Here is an 18349-nt window from a genome sequence, read left to right as displayed (position 1 = left end):
GTCGAGGCATCTGAACGCGCTGCAGAAAGTTTCGCCCGGTCGCTTTCGAGAAATATCGGCACGTTGCCCAGCCGACCGGAACGCAAGCATCACATCTCCAGCGCGCGATCGTAACCGGTCAGTTCGAGATACCCGCGACCACCCCTGGTACGAACGGCGCCCTCCCAATAGACCGGTAGTCCACTGCGGCGGGCGTCGAGTTCCTGCGCGGCGAACATCGGCACGAGGCGCCAGCGTTCGATGCGACCGCCAGCGCGTACGCTCAGTTCCTGCGATACCGGATATAGTGCGCCGGTCGCCTTGCTCCGCCATGTCGCGAGCGGACGAAAGGCGACGTCGTTGGGACCGAACACCGTCATGCTGCCGTCGCGGCGGCGAAGCGAACCGCCCGCCCAGACCGTGCCGCCGCCCTTGCGCCGGATGCGGAACGCCATCAGCGCGGAGCCATCGTCGAAGTTGAGCCCGGTCCAGTCCCACCCTTGCGCGGCGGGGGCGAGATAATTGGACGACCATTCGCGGTCGAGCCATGCCTCGCCCGTGACCGCGACCGTCTTGCTCCCGCGGCGGACCCGGCCGGTCACACGGAGATGCGGGATCGAGTAATAATAGCTCGCCTCCTCGGGGCGTGGGCCCTTACGGCTATATCCCCCGACCCCCTGCGGCAGAGGCGGCTGGGTCGATTGAAAGTCCAGCGCGAGGCCGAAGCCGGCGGTATCGATGCCGGTCGTCCAGCGGCCATCCCCCGCACGACGCAGTCGCCAATCGCGGATCGCGACGTCGGCATCGCCGATACGCGCCTGAGCGAGGCCGAATCCTTCCCGAGCAGCCTGTTCGCCGTGCAGCAGCGTACCCGTTTCCGGATCGGACAAGGCGGCGTGCGCGAACAGCACTTGCCGCGCGGCAAAGCGGCTCGGGTTGCGCGGGTCGACCGGCGGGCGGGTGCGGAAGAAGGTGACCTGGAAGCCCAGGTCTTTTCCGTCCTCCGTGCGTAGCCAGCCGGTGACGTACCACCATTCGGTGCGGAACGTCGGGTGTGCGCCGTGATCGTCGGGGAAGTGCAGCGTGATCCCCGGTCGCACGACCGGATACGGCGTGGCGGCAGGTGCGGCAGCACCGATCGCGGCGATCCAGCCGAGCAGGCTCCAGGGTCGCCGCATCACCAATCCTCCCGTACCGACTGCACCGCGCTCTTCGCCGTCGCGCGACGCCCCGCCAGCATTGCCGTCGCCGCCGCAGCCCCCGTCAACGCCGTCGCGACGCCGAACAGCGTGCCGAACGGGATGCGGGTAGTCATCGTCCAGTTGAACGACTGCGGGTTGATGACGTGGATCAGCACCTGTGACAGGACCAGGCCGAGCCCGATCCCCGCAAGCGCACCGGTGAGACCGACGATCGCGCCTTCGGTGGCGAGCATTCTGGTCAGCTGGCCGCGCGTGAGGCCGAGATGCCTGAGCATCCCGAATTCGCGTTCGCGTGCGATCGTCTGCGCCGACATCGTCGCCGCCACGCCCGCCAGCCCGACCAGGATCGCCACCGCCTCCAGCAGATAGGTGACCGCGAAACTCCGATCGAACAGCATCAGCGCAAGTTTCCGCAGCGTCGCCGGTTGGCCGACCTCGACCTGGGGACGCAGGTCGGCAGGCAGGCGATCCGTCATCGCTTGCGCGACCTTTGCCGGATCTGCACCGGGCACGATCGTCGCGGAGATCTCGTCGCGGCGATCGTCGCCGGTGAGACGCTGGTAATCGCCCTCGTCGATCAGCACCGCGCCTGCCTGGCGTCCGTAATCGCGCCAGATGCCGGCGACCACGAACTGCGTACGGCCGGCGATCGGTAGCGTGATGCGCTCGCCGGAATCCCAACCATAAATGCGATGCGCCGGCTCCGAGACCCAGATCGGCAAGGCGGTCGCGGGCACCGGCGGCCCGCGATCGATCAACACCAGCAACGGATCGCGGCCGCTACGTTCGGGCCGCGCGATCAAGCTGACCGGTGGCCGATCGGCGGCGATGGTCAGCGGGATCTGGCGACTGAAGGCAAGGCGGTCGAGGCCGGGTGTCCCCGCGATACGGGTGCGGGTCGCCGGATCGAACGTCGCGCCGGCAGTGGTACGCAGATACAGGTCCGCGCCGAGCACCTGGTTGAGCCACTCGTCGACCGCGCCGCGGAAACTCGTCACCATCGTCGCCATCGCGATCATCAGCGCGGTCGATGCTACGATTCCGCACAGCGCCGTCGCCGCTTCGCCGGGTGCGCCGTGGAGGTGGCGGACCGCGAGCAGCCCGGGGACGCTGCCCCGTGTCCGCGTCGCCAACGGCGTCAGCAGGGCGCGGGCGAACCACGGGACCCCTGCGACGCCACCTGCGAGCATCAGCGCCATTCCCAGGAAGCCGAACACGGGCAACCCGGCAATCGCCGGCAACAGTGACGCGACGCCCCCGGCAACCAGCAACGCGGCGGCGGGCCACCACGCGACCGGCTGCCGCGGATCGATCACGTCGCCTGCGTTCTTCAGTGCCGCGGCCGGCGCGGCGCGGGCGGCGATGCGGGCCGGCAACGCACTGCCGAGGATCGCAGCGAGCAGGCCGAGCGCGAAGAACCCGATCGCGGCACCGGGCTGGATGACGACGTGCGTGGTGCCTCCGCCGAAATAGCCCGCACCCAAGTCGCCACCGAACCAGTGGAGGGCTGCCCATGCCAGGCCGTACCCTGCCGCAAGACCCGCCGCTGCGCCGACCAGCCCGATCGCGAGCCCCTCGATCACGACCGCGGCGATGATCCCGGCGCGGGGCATGCCAAGCGTCCTCAGCAAAGCGAATGCGCGTTGCCGTCGCACCACCGACAGCGACTGGGCCGAGTAGACGAGGAAACCGCCGGTCAGCAGTGCGACGAGGGCCAGCATGTCGAGATTGACGCGGTAGGCCCGTGACAGTGCATCGCCTTGCGCGTTCTGCGTCTCGGCGGTCGACAGGATCGCGTCCGCAGGCAGGATCGCGCGCAAAGCCGGCTCCGCCTTCGTCCGATCCGACAGCGAAAGATCGAGCCGGTCGAGCCGCCCGAGGCGTCCGAACCGCCACTGTGCCGCAGCGATATCCATGACGCCGACGGCAACCGATTCGTCCGACGCGGGCAGCGTGCCCGCCACCCGAAGCGGCACGGACCGGCCATTGGCGACGACGGTCACTTGTGCCCCGATCTTCGCGCCGACCTGCGTCAAAGCGGCGTGCGACAGGAACAAGGTGGCCTCGTCGAACGCTGCATCGTTGCCGCTATCGGGACCATTCGGGCGGATGCCGATCAGCGATGGCGTAATTGCGGCCGCACGGATGACGTCCACGCCGAGCAGAGTCAGTTTGACCGCACCGATTCGCGCATCGAGGCGGACGACAGGGCTCGCGTCGCCGACACCTCCCGCACGGGATACACGCGGGTAGAGCCGTTCGTCGAAGCCGAGCGGGCTGGTTGCGCGTACCGACAGTTCGGCCGCGCCGCTGACGCCGCGCATCGCACCATCGAACGACGCCAACGCCGATCCGTTGACCAGATGCACCGCAAAGCCGAGCGCGACCCCGACCGCAATCGCCACCGCCGTCAGGAGGAAGCGGGCAGGATGGAAGCGCCACTCGCCAACGATCAACCAGCCGAGCCCGAGACGTCCCGACCACAGGCCAAGGCTTGAATTCGCCCCGAACGCCCGCCGGTGGCCAAGCTCAGGCGCCACGTCGCTCCACCAGTCCTTCGGCGCCCAGCGTCAGCACCCGGTCGGCGATCGCTGCGCTTGCGTCCGAATGCGTTACCATCACGCCCGCCGCGCCATTGCCGCGCACCGCATCGGCGAACAACGACAGCACACGCCCTGCGGTTTCGGGATCGAGATTGCCGGTCGGTTCGTCTGCCAGGATCAGCGCGGGGCGGTGGACGAGCGCGCGAGCGATCGCGACGCGCTGCAACTCGCCCCCCGACAGGTCACGCGCATAGCCGTCACCGCGGCCGTTCAAACCGACGGCATCGAGCATCTCTTCGGCGCGTACCGTTGCCGCGGCATTATCCGGCGAGACGAGCGCCAGCGGCAGCGCGACGTTCTGGCGCAGCGTCAGATAGGGAAGAATGTGGAAGGCCTGGAAGACGAAGCCGATCCGCTCGCGCCGCAGTCTGGTCCGCGCGGTCTCGTCGAGCGTACCGAGATCGATACCGTCGATCGCGACGCTGCCTTCGTCCGCATCGTCCAACCCGGCAAGGATGTTCAGCAACGTCGATTTGCCGACCCCCGATTCGCCGATGATCGCGACCAGCTCGCCGGCGCGCACATCCAGATCGAGGTGGCGAAACAACCGTCGTGGTCCCGGAACCGACTTGCCGAGCGCACGAACCGTAAGGAGGGAAGGGGCTTCAGGCATTGCCAGGACGTGCAGTAGCTGGCGTCGCTCTGCAATGTCCTTCGGGTGCGCGGATGATCCAGGTTCTCTTGAAACCAGGGACCCCGTCGTCTTGCGATGCAAGACGCTGTTCGAGCATCAAACGCGAAAGTATCGGTGAAGAGATTTTTGAAAACGGCGCCGAGTTGCCTCAGGCTAAACCGCTGTTTCCCGAAAGAAACTGGAGCGGGCGAAGGGATTCGAACCCTCGACCCCAACCTTGGCAAGGTTGTGCTCTACCCCTGAGCTACGCCCGCTCTGGCGCCTATGTCTCCGGTCTGAAGCGACACGGTGACTGGGTGAGGCGCGCTGTTAGCCCGGTGTTTCCGAGACGGCAAGCACCTTTTCAATTTTCGCATGAAATTTGCGAAGTTTGTTGTGCGATGCACAAAGCGCCGAGCCGAAGCGAGATTCTGCTTGGCGTCTTCACCTGTAGAACATTACAAGAACAGTTGTGAACGAGTCGTCCGCCCTGATTGCCCGCCTGAAGCGGATCGCCACCACGGGAATGCCGACTCAGGGCGACGTCCGCCCGGTAGACGCCTGGCTTACGCAAGGCATGGCGGCGTCACAGATGCATGAGATTTTCGCCACCGTCGACGATTCGGCGAGTGGCGCGGGGTTTGCCGTCGCGTCGGTGTTGGCGGCGCGGGCGGCACCGATGATGTGGCTGCGGACCGAGGCGAGCGAGCGCCAGGGTGGGCGGCTGCATGCAACCGGGCTGGTCGAGATGGGGCTGGACGTGTCGTCGCTGGTGCTGGGTTTGGTCGAGGACGAGGCGAGCCTGCTGCGTGCCGCCGCCGATGCCGCGCGCTGCCACGGCCTCGGCACGTTGCTGATCGAATCCTGGGGACGGGCGCCGGGGATCGACCTGACCGCGACGCGGCGACTGATGCTGGCCGCCGAAGCCTCGGGCGTGACGATCCTCAGTCTTCGTATCGGCGCCGAGCCGGTGCCGAGTGCGGCCGCGTCGCGCTGGCAGGTGGCAGCGTGCCGTTCCCGGCCTCTGGAGGCCGACGCGCCGGGCAAACCTGCCTTCGACATCGAATTGCTGCGTCGACGTGGAGGCCAGGCCGGGCTTCGCTGGCGTGTGGAGTGGGACCGTGACGCGTATATCTTCGACCAAACCGCCTTCGAGGCCGCCGTCTTCGATACTGAAACAGGCGGTGATTCCGCGGCGCTACCTGGCGTTGGTGTTTCCGTGGCTGCCGATCGAACGGTTGCGGACGATGCGGCCGCATTTGTTCGTCGGACGGGCTGAAACGCCGGTCGCGTTCGTCGAGACGGTGTCGGGCGGGATCCGGCTGAAGGCGCTCGACCGCGAGGCGGTGCGAGCCGGTCTTCAACCGGGACTGACGCTGGCCGATGCGCGGGCGCGGGTGCCGGAACTCGAAGTGTACGAGCATGACGCGCATGCCGATCACGAATGGCTCGAGCGGCTGGCGGACGGGTGCCAGCGCTATACGCCGTCGGTCGCGCTCGACGAGCCCGATGGCCTGATCCTCGACATCGCGGGTTGCGTGCACGAGTTCGAGGGCGAGCGCCGTCTTGCCGCCGATCTGGAGGAGCGGCTCGCGCGGCGGGGCGTGCTGGTGCGGCATGCGTTCGGCGACACGCCCGATACGGCGCGCGCGCTCGCGCGGTATGCGGGTGCGCCTGCGCCCGATGAGAAACGTGCGGTGAAGCGGTTGCCGGTGGCCGCATTGGGGCTCGACGAGGATGCGACGACGGCGCTGTCGCGCGCCGGGTTGAAGACGGTCGGCGACGTGATGGCGCGGCCGCTCGCGACGATTGCGGCGCGGTTCGGCGAGGAGGCGGCGATGATGATCCGCCGGCTCGACGGTTCGGTGAAGGGACCGATCGTCGCGCGGCGCAGCGTCGCGAAGATCGGCGTCGAGCGCCGCTTTGCCGAACCGATCGCGCGCACCGAATATGCGCTGGAGGTGCTGGCGGAGCTCGCCACCGAGGCTGCGGGACAGCTGAGCGAACGACATGAAGGCGGGCGGCGGTGGGAGGCGAGGCTGTTCCGCGCGGACGGGCTCGTCCAGCGGCTGAGAATCGAGACCGGCCAGCCGACGCGCGACGTGGCGCTGTTGATGCGGCTGTTCCGCGAGCGGATCGACAGCCTCGCCGATCCGCTCGATCCGGGGTTCGGCTATGACCTGGTCCGGCTCGACGTCGCGCTCGCCGAGAAGCTCGATGCGTCGCAACTCAAGCTGGAGGGCGGCGAGGCGCAGAAGGGTGAGGTCGCGCAACTCGTCGACCAGCTCGGCACGCGACTGGGTCGGGCCCGCGTGCGCCGGTTTTCGGCGCGCGACAGTCATATTCCCGAACAGGCCGAGCTGATGTTGCCTGCCGCCGAGGCCCCTGCCCCGACCCCGTGGACCGCGCCGGAGACGGGCGAACCACCGCTGCGGCCCATCTACCTGTTCGACCCGCCCCAGCCGATCGAATCGATGATGGCCGAGGTGCCCGACGGCCCGCCGCACCGCTTCCGCTGGCGCCGCACCGTGCATGACGTGGCGCACAGCGAGGGACCGGAGCGGATTGCCGGCGAATGGTGGCGGCGCCAGGACATTCCGACGCGCGATTACTACCGCATCGAAGACCGCCGCGGCCGCCGCTTCTGGATCTTCCGCCACGGCCTGTATTCCGAGATGGAGGCGCCGCGCTGGTACCTCCACGGGGTCTTCGCGTGACTGCGACAGCGCCATGACGGGGTTTGCCGAACTGGTCGCCGCGACCAATTTCTCGTTCCTCGACGGAGCGAGCGATGCGGGTGCGATGGTCGCGCGCGCCGTGGAGCTGGAGCTTGGCGGGATCGGGATTGCGGATCGGAACACGGTCGCGGGCGTGGTCCGCGCGCACCAGGCGCTGAAGAAGGCGAACGACGCGCTGCTCGGGATGACGATGCCGCCGGTCGATTTTCGCCTGGTGGTCGGCGCGCGTCTCGTGTTCGAAGATGGTACGCCCGACATCGTCGCCTATCCCGCGACGCGGCGCGGCTGGGGGCGGCTGACGCGGTTGCTGACGGTCGGCAACCGCCGTGCGGAAAAAGGTGGGTGCATCCTCGGGCTGGGCGACCTGATCGCGCATCATGCCGACATGATGCTGGTGGTGATGCCCGAAAGCAGCGCGCGGGGCGCGACGCCGGTATCGCCGCTGCCGGAGGGGGATGCACTCCCGCAAAGACGCGAGCGCGACCTGCCGACGATTCTCCAGGCGGTGAAGCGGCTGGGCGTGGATGCGGTCTGGCTCGGCGTGACGATGCCGCGTGGTGGTCGTGATCGGCGGCGACTGGCGCGACTTGGCCGGATCGCCGATGCGGCGGGCGTGCCCGTGCTGGCCACGACCGACGCGCTCTATGCCTATCCCGACGACCGGGACCTGCACGACGTGGTTACCTGCATCCGCGAGCGCACGACGATCCACAAGGCAGGGCGGCTGCTTGCTGCGAACGGCGAGCGGCATCTCAAGCCCGAGGTCGAGATTGCCCGGCTGTTCCGTGATCGTCCCGATGCGGTGGCGCAGAGCGCACGGCTGCTGTCGCGGATTGCCTTCACGCTCGACGATCTAAAATACGAATATCCGCATGAGCCAGTACCGGACGGTTGGGAGGCGCAGGACTGGCTCGAACACCTTGTCCTTGAGGCGGCGCGGGCGAAATACCCGGACGGCGTCCCTGCAAAAATGCACACGCTGCTCGACGAGGAGTTCCCGCTGATCCGCGAGCGGAATTACGCCTATTACTTTCTGACGGTGCACGACATTGTCCGCTTTGCGCGCGCCTGTGATCCGCCGATCCTGTGTCAGGGACGTGGGTCCGCGGCCAACTCCGTCGTCTGCTATCTTCTCGGCGTCACCTCGGTCGATCCGATGAAATACGACCTGCTCTTCTCGCGGTTCGTGTCGAGCGAGCGCGACGAACCGCCGGATATCGACGTCGATTTCGAGCATGAGCGGCGCGAGGAGGTGATGCAGTATATCTATCGTCGTTATGGTCGCGAGCGTGCCGCGATCGCCGCGACCGTCATCCATTATCGCCCAAAGAGCACGGTGCGCGAGGTCGGCAAGGCGCTCGGGCTGACAGAGGACGTGACGCAGCGGCTGACGAGTACGGTGTGGGGCAGTTTCTCGAGCCGGTTCCAGGAACAGCGCTTTGCCGAGACCGGCTTCGACGTCGACAATCCGGAGATCGCGCGGCTGCGCGAGATGGTCGACCGGCTGCTCGAATTCCCGCGGCACTTGTCGCAGCATGTCGGTGGGTTCGTGCTCACCCAGGGGCGGCTCGACGAGATGGTGCCGATCCATAACGGCGCGATGGAGGACCGCACCTTCATCGAATGGGACAAGGACGATATCGACGCGCTCGGGCTGATGAAGGTCGATATCCTCGCGCTGGGCATGCTGACGTGTATCCGGAAGGCGTTCGACCTGATGCGGATGCACGGGCACGGCGACCACCTGCTCGATACGATCGCGGTCGCCGAGGACGACCGGGTGTATGACATGCTGTGCAAGGGCGACAGCATCGGCGTGTTCCAGGTGGAAAGCCGCGCGCAGATCAACATGCTGCCAAGGCTCAAACCGCGCGAGTTGTACGATCTGGTCGTACAGGTCGCGATCGTCCGGCCGGGTCCGATCGAGGGCGACATGGTGCACCCATATCTGCGGCGACGCAGCGGCAAGGAAAAGACCGAGTTTCCATCGCCCGATCCCAAGTTCGGGCCGCCCGACGAACTCCAGCAATTGCTGCGCTTCACCTATGGCGTGCCGTTGTTTCAGGAGCAGGCGATGAAGCTCGCGATCGTCGCCGCAGGGTTCACGCCGAACGAAGCGAACCAGTTGCGCAAGTCGATGGCGACGTTCCGCAAGGTCGGGGGGATGAACAATTTCCAGGCCAAGCTGGTCGGCGGAATGGTTGCGCGTGGGTATCAGGCGGAGTTCGCCGAGCGCTGTTTCAAGCAGATCGAGGGCTTTGGGTCTTACGGTTTCCCGGAGAGCCATGCGTTGTCGTTCGCGCGGCTCGTCTATGTGTCGTCGTGGATCAAATGCTTCCATCCGGCGGTGTTCTGCTGCGCGTTGCTCAATTCGCAGCCGATGGGGTTTTATGCGCCCGCGCAGCTGGTGCGCGATGCGGTGGAGCACGGGGTGGTCGTGCTCCCGGTCGATGTGAATGCGAGTGGGTGGGATAGCTCGCTTGAGTCCTCCCCGGCACGGGGGCCGCGCGAAGCGGGGTGGAGGGGGGCTTCCGCAAACGGAGCGGTTGCGGCTGGGCCTTTGCCCGATGAAGCGTTTGCGGTCGCCACCCTTCCGAGCGGGACGTTTGCGGCGCGCGCCCTCCACCATCCTGCCGATGGTTCCGCTCCCCGTGCCGGGGAGGATTTGCGTCTGGGGTTTCGACAAGTGGATGGGTTTCGGAAGGATTGGGCCGACGAGATCGTCAAGGCTCGCGCCATCACGCCATTTGCGAGCATCGAGGATCTCGCGCGGCGGGCGAACCTGCCGCAGCGGGCGATGAACCTGCTGGCCGATGCGGATGCGTTCCGGTCGGTGGCGAAGGATCGGCGCGAGGCTTTGTGGGACGTGCGCCGGACGCCGCCCAAGCAACTCGCGCTGTTCGCGGCGGCCGACGTGCCCGAGCTTGGCGTCGAGCCCGATGCGCATCTGCCGGCGATGCCGCTGTCCGAGCAGGTTGCCGCCGATTACCAGACCACGCGGCTGTCGTTGAAGGGGCATCCGATGGCGTTCCTGCGCCCGCACTTCGCCGCCGAGGGCATCCTGTCGAGCGCGCAGGCCAATGCCACCAGGGACGGGCGGCGGGCGAAGGTGGCGGGTGTGGTGCTGGTCCGCCAGCGGCCGGGCAAGGGCAATGCGATCTTCGTGACGATCGAGGACGAGACCGGGGTCACCAACGGGCTGATGTGGGCACGCGATTTCGAGGCGAACCGCCGCGCGGTGATGGCGTCGCGGCTGATGGTGCTGGAGGGCGTGATCCAGCGCAGCGAGGAGGGCGTCACGCATCTGATGACGTCGCGGGTGCAGGATCGGAGCGACATGCTGCGGCTGTTGTCGGAGGATCATGCGCTGCAGCCGCCGCTCGCGCGGGTCGACCCAGATACCAAGGGGGTGATCCGCCCGGTCCTGACGCGCAGCCCGGACCCGCGGGCGATGCATCCGCGCGACGTGCGTGTCCTGCCCAAGTCGCGCGACTTTCATTAAGGTCGATCGATACTCACAATCTCGTCACCCCAGCGAAAGCTGGGGTCTCACCGTGTGGCGCCCGTCGCGTGCCACGTGAGATACCCCAGCTTTCGCTGGGGTGACGGGGTGGGGGGTGACGGAGTGAGGGGTGGGGGGACGAGTTTGAGGTGACGATCTTGAGGACGGGCTGACGGGGACGGGCTGCCGGACTGTACCGACGGTGACGGACCAAGGATCGACAGGCGGCTTCAACGGACTTGCCGCCCGCGTGGCATTTCAAATGCGATGCTCTAGAGGTGGCATTCGCGCCGGGCGCGCCCCAGATAGCGCGTCAGGATCACACGGGAGTTGAAGTTGGCCACGCTAGGAATGTCCCCCGCTGAGAAGGACGCCGTCGAGGCGTTCCGTCGCGACGTCGTCGAACCCTCGATGACTAGCCTCGTGATCATCGATTTCTGGGCGGAATGGTGCGGGCCGTGCAAGGCGCTGACGCCGACGCTGGAGAAGGTCGCCGCCGATTATGCCGACAAGGGCGTCGTGCTGGCGAAGGTCGACACCGACAAGAACCAGTTCATCGCCAGCCAATTCCAGATCAAGTCGATCCCGACCGTCTATGCGATGTACCAGGGCCAACTGGTCGCCGACATGACCAGCGCGCGCACCGAGTCGCAGTTGCGCGTAATCCTCGACCAGTTGCTGAAGCAGCTGCCGATTGAGTCTGCAGCGACCGAGACGGTCGCCGAGATCGAGCCGCTGATCGCGATCGGCGAAGAGGCGCTGGCTGAAGGTGACGGTGAGCGGGCGCTCGGCATCTTCCGCGAGATCGCCGAGATCGCCCCCGATCATCCGCAGGTCCATGCCGGCTTCGTCCGTGCGCTGGTCGCGACCGGACAGCTCGACGATGCGGCGGACTGGCTGACGAACCTCGATCCGACAATCGCCAAGGATCCTGCGATCACCCGTGCGCAGGCGGCGCTCGCGCTCGCGCAGTCGGCGCCTCCGGTCGAGGATCTGTCGCCGCTACTCGCTGCAGTCGCGGCGAACCCCGACGACCTGCAGGCCCGGTTCGCGCTTGCCAATGGCCAGATGGCGGCGAACGACCGCGATGCGGCGGCCGACACGTTCCTCGGCATCATCGCCACCGAGCGCGACTGGAACGAGGGCGCGGCGCGGACGCAGTTGCTGAAACTGTTCGAGGTGGTCGGTCTCGAAGACCCGTGGGTGTCTGGACAGCGACGCCGCCTGTCTGCGATCCTGTTCGGATGACCACCGAGTCCGCCCCCCCGCGCGCTACTACGCGGCTGTCGATCTTCCCGCTGCCGGGGGCGTTGCTGTTCCCCGGCATGCACCTGCCGCTGCACATGTTCGAGCCGCGCTACCGGGCGATGATCAGCGATGCGATGGCGCGGGATCGGCGGATCGGGATGATCCAGCCGCGAGGCGGACCAAACGACGATGAGGACGCGCTGTACGACATCGGTTGCGTCGGCAAGATCGCCGAGGTCGAGGCGCTCGACGACGGGCGGTACAACGTCGTGCTGGAAGGCATCGCGCTGTTCCGGATCGTCCGCGAACTGGACGTGACGACCGCATTTCGCCAGGTCGAGGCGGAGTTGCTGCCATTGATCGAGGACGATGCGTTGTCGCTCGGGCGGCGATCGTCGCTGGAGTTGGAATCGCGGCGGTTCGCCGATTTGCAGGGCTATGCGGTCGATTGGGACGCGGTCGCCCGGCTCGACGACGAGAGCCTGGTCAACGGCATCGCGCAGATCGCCCCCTTCGACTCCGCCGCGAAACAGGCGTTGCTGGAGGCGCCGGACGTCGAGCAGCGTGCGGAATTGATCATCCAGCTGATGCAGTTCTTCGGCCGCCACGACGGCGACGAATCGGTGACGCTGCAGTGAAGAGCCAGAGCAAAGGCCGCCGTCACGGTGCGGTGATGATGATCGGCATGTTCTTCGCCAACCTCTTCGATCCCAAGAAAGGCGTCGCCACCGAACAGATCGCCACGCAGCGCCGGATCGGCAGCGAGGCAAACCGATTCGCGCAGGCTGCGGCCGCGCCCCCGTCGCGCGGTACAAGGCCATGACTACCAAACCTCTCGATCCGTGGCTGCTCGAACGTCTCGTTTGCCCGGTGACGCGTACGCCATTGCGGTATGACGAAGCGGCGCAGGAACTGGTCTCCGATGCTGCCGGACTCGCCTATCCGATCCGCGCCGGAGTCCCCGTCATGCTGGTCGAGGAAGCCCGGCAACTGGACGGAGCCGCTTCCACCTGATTGGGCGGCGCTGGCGGGTGTTACCCTTGTCGAATGGCACCCGCGGCGCGAACGGCCGCGATCGTCGGGTAACCATTGACCGCCATCAGCAGGTCGGCTTCGGCGAGGATGCATTTCAGCACGTGCGCAGCGCCGGTCGCGCCATCGAGCGCCAGTCCATAGGTATAGGGCCGGCCGATCCCGACCGCGGCGGCGCCGAGCGCGAGTGCCTTGACCACGTCGCTGCCCGACCGGATCCCTGAATCGAACAGCACCGGCACGGTCCCACTCGCAGCGACGACCGCGGGCAGCATGTCGATCGCGGCAATCCCGCCATTCGCCTGGCGGCCGCCATGGTTCGAGCAGTAGATCGCGTCCGCGCCCAGGTCGATCGCGCGCCGGGCGTCGTCAGGGTGGCAGATCCCCTTCAGGACGATCGGTAGCGACGTCATCGACCGCAGCCACGGCATGTCGTCCCAGGTCAGGACCTTGCCGAACGTGCCGGCCCATTGCCGCACCGCCGCGGGCAGATCCTCGCGTGGCGGCTTGGCGAGCATCGCGCGGAAAACCGGGTCGCTGAAGTAATTCTCCAGCACATGACCGCGTAGTTGCGGGAAGTTGCCGGCGTTCAGGTCGCGCGGTCGCCAGCCGGTGACCCAGGTGTCCAGCGTGACGACGATCGCCTTGTACCCCGCCGCTTCGGCACGGTGGACGAGACTCTCGGTGAGCGACTTGTCCTTGGGCGTATAGAGCTGGAAGAACCCGGGCGTATCGTCGAGTGCGTCGGCTACAGCCTCCAGCGGATCGTTCGACAAGGTCGACTGGATCAGGGGTACGCCGGTGATCGCTGCGGCCCGCGCGGCGGCAAGGTCGCCGTGCCCATCCTGCGTGCAAAGCCCGTTGATACCGACCGGGCTCATGAAGATCGGGCTGGGCAGCGTCATGCCGAACAGGTCGATGGACAGGTCGCGGCGGGTAGCATCCACCATCATCCGCGGCGTCATGCCCCAATGTCGGAACGCGTCGGCATTCTGGCGCTGCGTGAACTCGTCGCCGCACCCGCCCTGGAGATAGCCCAGCACCGCGGGCGGCAACGCCGCCGCCGCGCGTGCCTCCAGCGATGCGAAGTCGACCGGGACCTTCGGGACGACCCCGGCAAGCCCGGCAAAATAGATCTCGTTCTGATAGTCGCCGTAATGCGGCATGCATCGCCCTCCGAACGTCGTTGCGGTCAGTCTCGATAGCCCGGATTGACGCGGTCGAGTTTCCGCAACAGCGCCGGCCAGGCAAGCCCATCGGCGAGCATGCGCATCCCCGTGCCGCTCGATTGACCCTCGACCTTCTCGGCGACACCCTGGTTCGGGTTGTTCAGATTCTCGCGACCGGCGCTGAGCATCAACACTTGCGCTTCGCAGGCTCGTTCGAGGAAATACATCCGCAGGAACGCCTGGGGCACCGATTCGCCGACCGTCAGCGTGCCGTGATTGCGCAGGATCATCGAATTCTTCGTGCCGAGATCTGCGACAAGCCGCTCGCGCTCCTCCAACTCCGTCGCGATGCCCTCGAAGTCGTGATAAGCCACGTCATGCCCCGCGATCATCGCGGTCTGCGTATGCGGCAACAACCCTTCGGACATTGCCGAGACGGCCTGGCCATGCGGGGTGTGGAGATGCAGCACCGCCACTGCGTCGTGGCGCGCGGCATGGACCGCCGAGTGGATCACGAAGCCCGCGCGATTGACCGGGGCAGGGGTGTCCATGACCTTGTTGCCATCGACGTCGATCTTGACCAGCGACGACGCGGTGATCTCCTCGAACATGTGCGTGTAGGGGTTGATCAGGAAATGATGCTCGGGACCGGGTACCCGCGCCGAGAGATGCGTGAAGATCAAATCGTCCCAGCCGTACAGCGCGACCAGCCGGTACGCGGCGGCGAGATCGACGCGCAGCGCCCATTCCTCGGCCGATACCTGGTCCTTGATCGTGGTCGTTGCCGCAGTCGGTTCCATTGCCTTCAGTGCCGTCGCCATTATCCTGCTCCTCATCGTTGCCGCCTTGTACGGGCACGCTGCCGAGAAGAGTGTCTCGATGGTGACAATCTCGAAAATTCGCATACCCTCCAGGGATGCACGACCAAGATCACGCGATACTGGCGACCGACATGTGGTTCGGCGCGATACCGCTCGGCCGTCGCGAACGCCTGTTGCAGGAGGCGCGCGTCGAGGCACTGGAGAATGGCGCGCGGATCTACGGTTCGGGCGATCCACCGAACGGACTGTGGGCGGTTCTCGACGGACAGGTCCGCCTGAAGGGGCTATCCGCCAATGGTGCGGAACTGCTCGCGCTGATCGTACGGCCGGGGACGTGGTTCGGCGAATTGTCGACGCTGGATGGTCATCCAAGACCGCATGACGCGACGGCGTTCGGCGCGGCGCGACTGCTGCACGTGCCGGTGGCGGCGTTCGCGCGTGCGGCGGCTGCGTATCCGGAGCTTTACCGGGATCTCGGCCTTCTCGTGTGCGCGCATCAACGTACCGCGTTGCGGTTCATCGCCCAGAGTGTGGGGCAGTCGATTCGGGTACGGCTGGCGCAGGCGCTGATGCGGGCGTCGCAGGCAGCGGATGGCCAGATCATGATACGGCAGGAGGAACTCGCCGGCGTGGTCGGCATCGCGCGGCAGACACTCAACAGACATTTGAAGCGGTTCGAGCGCGATGGCCTGGTCGCGGTCGCCTATGCGCAGGTCCGTATTCTCGACCTGCCGGGGTTGCGCGCCGTGATCGTCGAATAGGTTATCGCCAAGCATGTCCGTCGGCCGCTACACCCACGTCCATGACGATCAGAATCGGTATTGGCGGCTGGACCTACGAGCCGTGGCGCGGGACCTTCTACCCCGAGAAATGGCCGCAGAAGCGTGAGCTCGATTATGCGGCCGAGCAGGTCACTGCGATCGAGATCAACGGCACCTATTATGGCAGCCAGAAACCCGCCACGTTCGCGTCCTGGGCGAAGGCGGTACCGGACGGGTTCGTCTTCTCGCTGAAGGCTTCGCGCTACTGCACCAACCGCAAGGTGCTCGCCGATGCTGGAGAGTCGATCGCCAAATTTACCGGGCAGGGGATCGTCGAGTTGGGTGACCGGCTCGGACCGATCCTGTGGCAGTTCATGGCGACCAAGAAGTTCGAGCCCGAAGATTTCGGCGCGTTCCTGAAGCTGTTGCCAGCCGAACAGGACGGCCTCGCGCTGCGGCACGCGATCCATGTCCGGCACGAGAGCTTTGCAGTACCCGAATTCATCGCAATGTGCCGCGACGCCGGCGTGGCCATCGCGTTCGCGCAATCGACCGAATACCCGGCGATCGCCGACGTGACCGGCGATTTCGTCTATGCGCGGCTGGAAGACGCGGAGGAGCGCTTCGTCGCAGGCTACGCGCCTGAAGCGTTGGACGACTGGGCCGAGAAGGCAAAGATCTGGAGGGCGGGCGGCCGGCCCGAAGGCTTGCCGTATGTCGAGGATCATGCCCCGCCGAAGAAATCGCGCGAAACGTTCGTGTTCTTTATCAACGGCGCGAAAGTGCGCGCGCCCCACGCTGCGATGGCGTTGATCGAGCGCTTGCCCGGATAAGCGCCGTCAGATGACGGTTTGGCTGCTTCCGCCCCAGTAGCGGACATTGAGGCGATGCATTATTGCGGTCTTATGGACGCGGAAAAGTTCGTAGCATCGCTTCGTGATCTTGTTGCAGCTCCTGCTGCCGACGGAACTCTGACGCAGATCGAGCGCCCCTCGGGCCGCAACGTCGCTGCTGATCGAAAGGAGCGAGCAGCGTGGCTCGCTGCATTGTCGTCGGAAGATCGCGCTCACGTCGAATATGCTGTGCGAGAGGCGGCCAATGCGGCGGTCTTTGGGCTGCTCTGCGTGCTCGATGGCGCGCGGGTAATAGAGGACGGGCCCCGAGGGCATCTTGAGCTTCACTACCAGAAGGATGGCTCGGACACCCTGTTATCTTCCAGCGACCTATCTGAGCCGGCACCATCGTTGCACGAACTGTTTTAGCGGACCGAGGCTTGAGCCGCTGCGGAACGCCAATGTCCGCTTTCCTCCAATCCCGGCCATTCCGCTTCCGCCCATAAGCGGTCGTTGACCTCTTGCAGCACCGCAGTGGGTCTGTATTAGGGAAGTAACACGGTAGCGGGGCGAGCGTACATCCGAACGCCCGCCGCCGAACTTCGTCGGATCACAGGGGCGATTTGAGATGCAACACGTAAACGTTTTTAGCGACGGCGAACTTCTGTTGGTCATAGGCCTTACGGGCTTAGTGGTCTGGTATATTACGAGGTACTGGACCATGCGCCAAATCAGCAAAGCGGCGCCGGGAAGCCAAAGCACCTCCGGCAGCTTGCTGGAGCCGATGAAAGCCGAAAATGCGAAATTGCGTGCCCTTGTGGAGAGCCAGGAGGGCCGGATCCGCTCGCTCGAAACAATCGCGACCGACCCCGCTGAGCGCACCGCTCGTGAGATTGAGGCTTTACGGGACGCCTGACCTGAACCGTTACGCCAATGTCCGCTTCCCTTCCCATCCCGGACATTCCTGATGCAAAAATCAAAAGTTTCGCATCACCGAGACGTAAAGGTCTGGCCGATAATCACCTACAAGCGGATGGGGCTACTGAATTGCAGCGTGCTGCCGGATGGCAGGTATGATGGACGATGGATAAATGGCGGCGAGTGACGCCGGATCGGTTCGGATCGTGTTAGTAAGCGTGAAGTCGGTAACTTCGAACCTAACCCGGTCGATAGCCATGACACGCATTGCACCTTCAACATGGTGTTTTGCCGCATCCGTGGCACGAATCCAAATATAGTACTTTGGATACGACACTCCACTCTGTGTCGCACCTTTCCGAAGCGGTTCGATCATCACCTTCCCGGAAGGCAACCGGTGCGCTGCGAGATAGGCTCGAACATCGCGATCGAGAATTTTGCTGAAACTTGCGTCAGGTGGCGCATTTGCTGAGATATGGCTCGCCTGTAACTCGGCCACCATTCGCTCCATCTCGGCCGTTGATGGAGTCTGCTGTGCCGTCACCGGTGCCGATACAGAGATAAAAAGTGTGATGAAGGCGGCCGAGATGCGCATGGTCATGATCGATTTGTCAGCATAATCCGAGTTCCGGTCAATGGCCGGTTTCCAGCGCCTCGCCATATTGATGCAAAACTCACGGATTTCGCATTGGCCAGAGAACGGCTGGAAAGCTCGGTATTCGCCGATGCAAAAATCTGATGCATCTGGCGGGCGCATTCGATGGCAGGTCTCGGAGTGCAGCCCCGAAAGCGGACAGGCAGCTATTCTGTCCATCTATTCAACGAGATAGATAGCTGGCCAAATCAAAACACATGAGGGGGTCGCTTAATACGCGATCGCCCGAGTGTAAGATTAGTGCGAGGTAGGCGGAGAGGGCAGCGACGGGATGG

The 18349-nt window shown here is 65.7% G+C and carries 17 protein-coding genes and 1 tRNA gene; 11 read left to right on the top strand and 7 right to left on the bottom strand.

All coding sequences use genetic code 11. The features are described 5' to 3' along the window. Positions 1-89 precede the first annotated feature (89 nt). The 4 genes from SJY41_RS16030 to SJY41_RS16015 form a co-directional block, all read right to left on the bottom strand. Positions 90-1157: a lipocalin-like domain-containing protein gene (locus SJY41_RS16030; RefSeq protein ID WP_380783209.1), complete on the bottom strand. Its 1068-nt coding sequence runs from the start codon at positions 1155-1157 to the stop codon at positions 90-92. Continuing rightward, positions 1157-3721 (bottom strand): FtsX-like permease family protein, encoded by a 2565-nt coding sequence (locus tag SJY41_RS16025; protein WP_380783208.1) that lies wholly within the window; start codon positions 3719-3721, stop codon positions 1157-1159. Before SJY41_RS16025 ends, SJY41_RS16030 begins: the two co-directional genes overlap by 1 nt. Further along, the gene (locus tag SJY41_RS16020) at positions 3711-4397 is read right to left on the bottom strand and encodes an ABC transporter ATP-binding protein (protein ID WP_380783207.1); all 687 of its coding nucleotides are present in this window, start codon (positions 4395-4397) and stop codon (positions 3711-3713) included. The genes SJY41_RS16025 and SJY41_RS16020 overlap by 11 nt, the downstream gene beginning before the upstream one ends. A 200-nt stretch (positions 4398-4597) precedes the next feature. Beyond that, positions 4598-4672: transfer RNA gene (locus SJY41_RS16015), tRNA-Gly, on the bottom strand. A gap of 197 nt (positions 4673-4869) precedes the next feature. Between SJY41_RS16015 and SJY41_RS16010 the strand changes: the two genes are divergently transcribed. The 7 genes from SJY41_RS16010 (at position 4870) to SJY41_RS15980 (ending at position 12899) form a co-directional block, all read left to right on the top strand. Further along, positions 4870-5676: a hypothetical protein gene (locus tag SJY41_RS16010; protein WP_380783206.1), complete on the top strand. Its 807-nt coding sequence runs from the start codon at positions 4870-4872 to the stop codon at positions 5674-5676. Next, positions 5645-7114, top strand: a complete 1470-nt coding sequence (locus tag SJY41_RS16005) for a Y-family DNA polymerase (RefSeq protein ID WP_380783205.1) — start codon at positions 5645-5647, stop codon at positions 7112-7114. The genes SJY41_RS16010 and SJY41_RS16005 overlap by 32 nt, the downstream gene beginning before the upstream one ends. Positions 7115-7127: 13 nt before the next feature. Further along, positions 7128-10637, top strand: a complete 3510-nt coding sequence (locus tag SJY41_RS16000) for an error-prone DNA polymerase (RefSeq protein ID WP_380783204.1) — start codon at positions 7128-7130, stop codon at positions 10635-10637. A gap of 351 nt (positions 10638-10988) precedes the next feature. Continuing rightward, the gene (locus tag SJY41_RS15995) at positions 10989-11885 is read left to right on the top strand and encodes a tetratricopeptide repeat protein (protein ID WP_380784167.1); all 897 of its coding nucleotides are present in this window, start codon (positions 10989-10991) and stop codon (positions 11883-11885) included. Beyond that, positions 11882-12523: an LON peptidase substrate-binding domain-containing protein gene (locus tag SJY41_RS15990; RefSeq protein ID WP_380783203.1), complete on the top strand. Its 642-nt coding sequence runs from the start codon at positions 11882-11884 to the stop codon at positions 12521-12523. Before SJY41_RS15995 ends, SJY41_RS15990 begins: the two co-directional genes overlap by 4 nt. Next, positions 12520-12708 carry a hypothetical protein gene (locus SJY41_RS15985; RefSeq protein WP_380783202.1) on the top strand — a complete coding sequence of 63 codons (189 nt, stop codon included), beginning with the start codon at positions 12520-12522 and terminating at the stop codon, positions 12706-12708. The genes SJY41_RS15990 and SJY41_RS15985 overlap by 4 nt, the downstream gene beginning before the upstream one ends. After that, positions 12705-12899: a Trm112 family protein gene (locus SJY41_RS15980; protein ID WP_380783201.1), complete on the top strand. Its 195-nt coding sequence runs from the start codon at positions 12705-12707 to the stop codon at positions 12897-12899. The genes SJY41_RS15985 and SJY41_RS15980 overlap by 4 nt, the downstream gene beginning before the upstream one ends. A 20-nt stretch (positions 12900-12919) precedes the next feature. Here the strand turns inward: SJY41_RS15980 and SJY41_RS15975 are convergent, their stop codons facing one another. Further along, on the bottom strand, positions 12920-14083 hold the full coding sequence (locus SJY41_RS15975) for an alpha-hydroxy-acid oxidizing protein (RefSeq protein ID WP_380783200.1): 1164 nt from the start codon (positions 14081-14083) through the stop codon (positions 12920-12922). A gap of 26 nt (positions 14084-14109) precedes the next feature. Then, a complete protein-coding gene (locus SJY41_RS15970) occupies positions 14110-14907 on the bottom strand; it encodes a class II aldolase/adducin family protein (RefSeq protein ID WP_380783199.1) in 798 nt (265 codons plus the stop codon). 95 nt (positions 14908-15002) lie between these two features. Between SJY41_RS15970 and SJY41_RS15965 the strand changes: the two genes are divergently transcribed. From SJY41_RS15965 to SJY41_RS15950, 4 genes are all read left to right on the top strand, one after another. Then, on the top strand, positions 15003-15668 hold the full coding sequence (locus SJY41_RS15965; RefSeq protein WP_380783198.1) for a Crp/Fnr family transcriptional regulator: 666 nt from the start codon (positions 15003-15005) through the stop codon (positions 15666-15668). A 41-nt stretch (positions 15669-15709) separates the two neighbouring features. Continuing rightward, positions 15710-16501: a DUF72 domain-containing protein gene (locus SJY41_RS15960; RefSeq protein WP_380783196.1), complete on the top strand. Its 792-nt coding sequence runs from the start codon at positions 15710-15712 to the stop codon at positions 16499-16501. A gap of 72 nt (positions 16502-16573) precedes the next feature. Next, on the top strand, positions 16574-16930 hold the full coding sequence (locus SJY41_RS15955) for a hypothetical protein (RefSeq protein WP_380783194.1): 357 nt from the start codon (positions 16574-16576) through the stop codon (positions 16928-16930). Positions 16931-17222: 292 nt separating this feature from the next. Beyond that, positions 17223-17417 carry a hypothetical protein gene (locus SJY41_RS15950; protein WP_380783192.1) on the top strand — a complete coding sequence of 65 codons (195 nt, stop codon included), beginning with the start codon at positions 17223-17225 and terminating at the stop codon, positions 17415-17417. Positions 17418-17540: 123 nt separating this feature from the next. On the opposite strand, the gene SJY41_RS15945 is transcribed toward SJY41_RS15950, so the two are convergent. Then, positions 17541-18233, bottom strand: a complete 693-nt coding sequence (locus SJY41_RS15945; RefSeq protein ID WP_380783191.1) for a hypothetical protein — start codon at positions 18231-18233, stop codon at positions 17541-17543. Positions 18234-18349 lie beyond the last annotated feature (116 nt).

It is taken from the genome of Sphingomonas sp. R86520, assembly GCF_042466285.1.
GTDB lineage: Bacteria > Pseudomonadota > Alphaproteobacteria > Sphingomonadales > Sphingomonadaceae > Sphingomonas.
The sequence above is the reverse complement of the archived record's forward strand: the minus strand, read 5'-3'. Positions and strand labels throughout refer to the sequence as shown.